Source organism: Bacteroidales bacterium, from assembly GCA_018334875.1.
Taxonomy (GTDB): Bacteria; Bacteroidota; Bacteroidia; order Bacteroidales; family UBA12077; genus JAGXLC01.
In genome coordinates, this window is the sequence record JAGXLC010000361.1 from 1 (window position 1) to 4,110 (window position 4,110).

At 45.9% G+C, this 4,110-nt stretch carries 3 protein-coding genes; 2 read left to right on the forward strand and 1 reads right to left on the reverse strand.

Annotation, left to right across the window (positions count from 1 at the left end; all coding sequences use genetic code 11):
• The coding region (locus tag KGY70_18060) for a hypothetical protein (protein ID MBS3777106.1) at positions 1–475 on the reverse strand (475 nt) is incomplete at its 3' end.
• Positions 476–758: 283 nt separating this feature from the next.
• Here KGY70_18060 and KGY70_18065 point away from each other — a divergent pair.
• Together KGY70_18065 and KGY70_18070 are read left to right on the forward strand one after the other, a co-directional pair.
• Positions 759–1,550: a glycyl-radical enzyme activating protein gene (locus tag KGY70_18065; GenBank protein MBS3777107.1), complete on the forward strand. Its 792-nt coding sequence runs from the start codon at positions 759–761 to the stop codon at positions 1,548–1,550.
• Between the two features lie 16 nt (positions 1,551–1,566).
• Positions 1,567–3,930: a glycyl radical protein gene (locus KGY70_18070; GenBank protein MBS3777108.1), complete on the forward strand. Its 2,364-nt coding sequence runs from the start codon at positions 1,567–1,569 to the stop codon at positions 3,928–3,930.
• The last annotated feature ends 180 nt before the right edge of the window (positions 3,931–4,110 follow it).

Genomic DNA, 4,110 nt, shown 5'->3' on the forward strand with positions numbered 1-4,110 from the left:
CAATATGGGCCTCTTCTAATTCATTTACCTTCTTAAGATCCAGTGAGGATCCGTGTTCATAGGATTCAGGCATCTCTGCCGGCACATGGCCCCCGGCAAATCCGCTGGGATAAGAATTTTCATCATACAGCCATGCCTTCATATCCAGTGCTTCGGCCTTCTCCACTGCATAACGGCACAATTCATTCCATTCATCCGACAGGTATTCGGTAATTAAACCCGGACGGGGATGAATGATCACCTGATCAATGTTTTGCTCCTTGTAATGTTGCAGTTGGTTGTCGATCTTTTCTCTGGTGACCTCATCATTCCATACCCAAAACGGGGCTGTGCTGTACTCTACCGGTGGCTCTTTAAAATGCTTTTGCAAGGTGTCGAAAGAACCGGAAACCTCAGTAGTCTCTTTTGGTGTACAACCTGACAGGAAGATCATTGCTCCTGTAAATGCTAATACATGAAAAATAGTACGGATCATTTTTATAAATTTAAAAAAACATCACTACAATTATAACAATTCCCAATAAAAAATCAATCCAAAAACCAATCTTTTGGCCAATTTTTATCTCCATGTATCCAAACAAACAAATGATTTTGTATATTTGCGTTATAAGTGATTCAGATATTATGTTCAACATAAGCTTTTCCATCCATACCAAATACCATTCTTTCGGAAAGGGCCTCTACGAATGCTGGATCTGCTAAAGGCAGCGCATATTTCTTATTCAGAATTTCAATTAATAACCTCCAACAACATTTTTATGCAAGGTTTAATTTTTGACATAAAACATTATGCGTTATATGACGGACCAGGGATCCGACAAACCATATTCTTCAAGGGATGTCCCCTCTCCTGCTGGTGGTGTCATAATCCTGAAAGTCAGTCAGGCAATATCGAGGAATATATACGGGAAAACAGGCTGGATGGCCGGATTTTCAAGAAAAAACAGACAGTTGGCTATGAGATCGGGGCCGGAGCGCTCATGGAAATAATTGAGGGAGATCGTATATTTTACGATGACTCGGGAGGCGGTGTAACCTTTTCAGGTGGTGAGCCGCTCATGCAACCGGAATTTCTGAAAGAGATTGCAACCCGATGCAAGGAGGCGGATGTCCATACAACGCTGGACACCTGCGGTTATGCTGATCAAAACATATTGATTCAGATATTGCCTTACATCGATCTCATCCTTTTCGACCTGAAAATCATAGACAATGAACTCCATAAAAAATACACCGGAGTTTCCAGCACAATGATTTTAGAAAACCTGGAATTTCTGAATGATATCGGGCATAATTTGTATCTTCGCTTCCCGGTGATTCCGGGAATAACCAATACGCCGGAGAATCTTGAACAGATAAAAAGCTACCTGTCAAAGCTGAATAAGGTTCAACACATTGATGTGCTGCCCTACCACGATATCTCAAAAGGGAAATACAAGCGTTTTAATAAGGAAAATAAGATGGGCGAACAGAAACTGGAAGATGGGGAAACCGAAAGAATCAAAAGAGAATTTGAATCCCTCGGATTTGAAGTAAAAATTGGGGGGTAAAAGAATAATTAAAATTATGACAGAACGAATAGAAAAGCTCAGAGAGCAAAGCCTGAATGCTATCAACCGAATTTCGGCTGAAAGGGCTTTGCTGGTTACTGAATTATACAATAGCGACCGGGCACAGGAAGTATCCATACCCGTCAGGCGGGCCATGGCATTTGATTACATCATGCGGAACAAGGAAATATGCATTAATGACGGCGAGCTGATCGTTGGAGAGCGCGGACCTGCACCCAAAGCCACGCCCACCTATCCCGAAATCACCTTACACTCACTGGAAGACCTGGATATTCTTGATTCCAGGGAAAAGGTATCCTTCAAAGTGGATGCAGAAACCCGCAAGGCTTATGAAGATACCATCATCCCTTATTGGAAGGGAAAAACCAACCGCGAGCGGATCTTCAGCCTGATGCCAAAAGAATGGATTGATGCCTATGAAGCAGGAGTCTTTACTGAATTCCAGGAACAAAGGGCTCCCGGTCATACGGTAGGTGGAAAAAAACTATTTGAGAAAGGTTTGCTCGATCTGATCAATGAAATCGAAGAGAGTGAAGCCAATATAGATATTTTGAACGACCCCAATGCCTTTGAAAAGAAGGAAGAACTGAAGGCCATGCGTATCGCTGCCAATGCCATCAATGCCTATGCAGAGCGATACAGTGATAAACTATCGGCCCTGGCCCGAAAGTCCGGTGATAAAAAGAGAAAAGCAGAGCTTGAAGAAATAGCACGCATTTGCAAAAGGGTGCCGGCATATGCGCCTGAAACTTTCCATGAAGCCCTCCAGCATTACTGGTTCATTCATCTGGGTGTCATCACCGAGCTGAATCCCTGGGATTCCTTCAATCCGGGCCGGCTGGACCAACACGTGTTCCCGTTTTATTCAAAAGAACTCCGGGAAAATAGACTGGATAAAGAAAAGGCAAAAGAATTGCTGGAATCCTTCTGGATCAAGTTCAACAACCACCCTTCTCCTCCCAAGGTGGGCGTAACGGCACAGGAGAGCAGCACCTACACCGACTTTGCACTGATCAACATTGGCGGGCTGGATGAGCAGGGTGCCGATGCCACCAACAAACTGAGCTACCTGATGCTGGATGTCATTGAGGAAATGCGTATTCTACAGCCCAGTTCCATGGTGCAGGTCAGCAAAAAAAGCCCCGACCGGCTGATCAAGCGCACCGCGCAGATCACAAAGACGGGTTTCGGACAACCCTCCTACTTCAATACCGATGCCATCATCCAGGAACTGCTTCGCCAGGGCAAAGAGATAGAGGATGCCCGCAACGGGGGTGCGAGCGGCTGCGTGGAGACCGGGGCTTTCGGAAAGGAAAGCTACATCCTTACCGGTTACTTCAACCTGAACAAGGTGCTGGAAGTGACACTGAACAACGGAAAGGATCCACGCACCGGAAAAACGATCGGACTGAAAACAGGTGAACCGGGAGATTTTAATGAGTTCAACGAGTTTTTCGATGCCTTTGTCCGGCAGCTCAACCATTTTACCGACATCAAGCTCAGGGGCAACAACCTCATTGAAAAGATCTATGCCGATTACATGCCGGTGCCTTTCCTGTCGCTTATTATCGACGACTGCATTGCCAATGCCCGGGATTACAATGCCGGCGGGGCCAAATACAATACCAGCTACGTGCAGGGCGTCGGGATGGGAAGCATCACGGACAATCTGACCTCCATTCGCTACAATGTATTCGACGAAAAAAGGCTGACCCTGAATGAACTGTTGAAAGCGCTGGAGGTAAATTTTGAGGGTTATGAAGAATTACGGCACGACCTGATCTATGAAACACCCAAATACGGCAATGATGACAATTATGCCGATCGTCACGCCGTAGATGTTTTTAATGCCTTTTACCAGGCCATCAACGGCAAGCCAACGGCCCGGGGCGGAAAGTACCGCATCAACCTGTTGCCAACTACCAGCCATGTGTATTTCGGCAGTGTGATCAATGCCATGCCCGACGGCCGCAAAGCTTCCGAACCGCTTTCCGAAGGCATCAGCCCGGTGCAGGGCGCCGATCGCAAAGGGCCCACTGCGGTCATCAAAACCACAGCGAAGCTTGATCACATTAAAACCGGCGGATCGTTGCTGAATCAAAAATTCAGCCCTTCATTCTTCAGCGATGAAGAGGGGATCAACAAGTTCGTCAGCCTGATCCGCAGCTACTTCAAACTGGACGGGCATCACATCCAGTTCAACGTGATCAGCGCGGAAACCCTGCGGGAAGCACAGAAACATCCGGAAAAACATGCCGATCTGATCGTTCGTGTGGCAGGATATTCCGATTATTTTAACGATCTGAGCGAGGAACTGCAGAACGAGATCATCAAACGCACGGAACATGAGGGGGTATAGAAAAGCCTCAACCAGATAAGTGGATTAAATTCTAAATTCTAAACTCTAAATTCTAACCCGAATTATTCACAAATAATTCTGACGCTATTGAAAAACCTGGCTTTTTGCTTCAATAAATTTCGCAAAAACCCGGTTTTTCTAATGCGGGGTAACCTGGATCCTTCCCACAATCCATCCCGC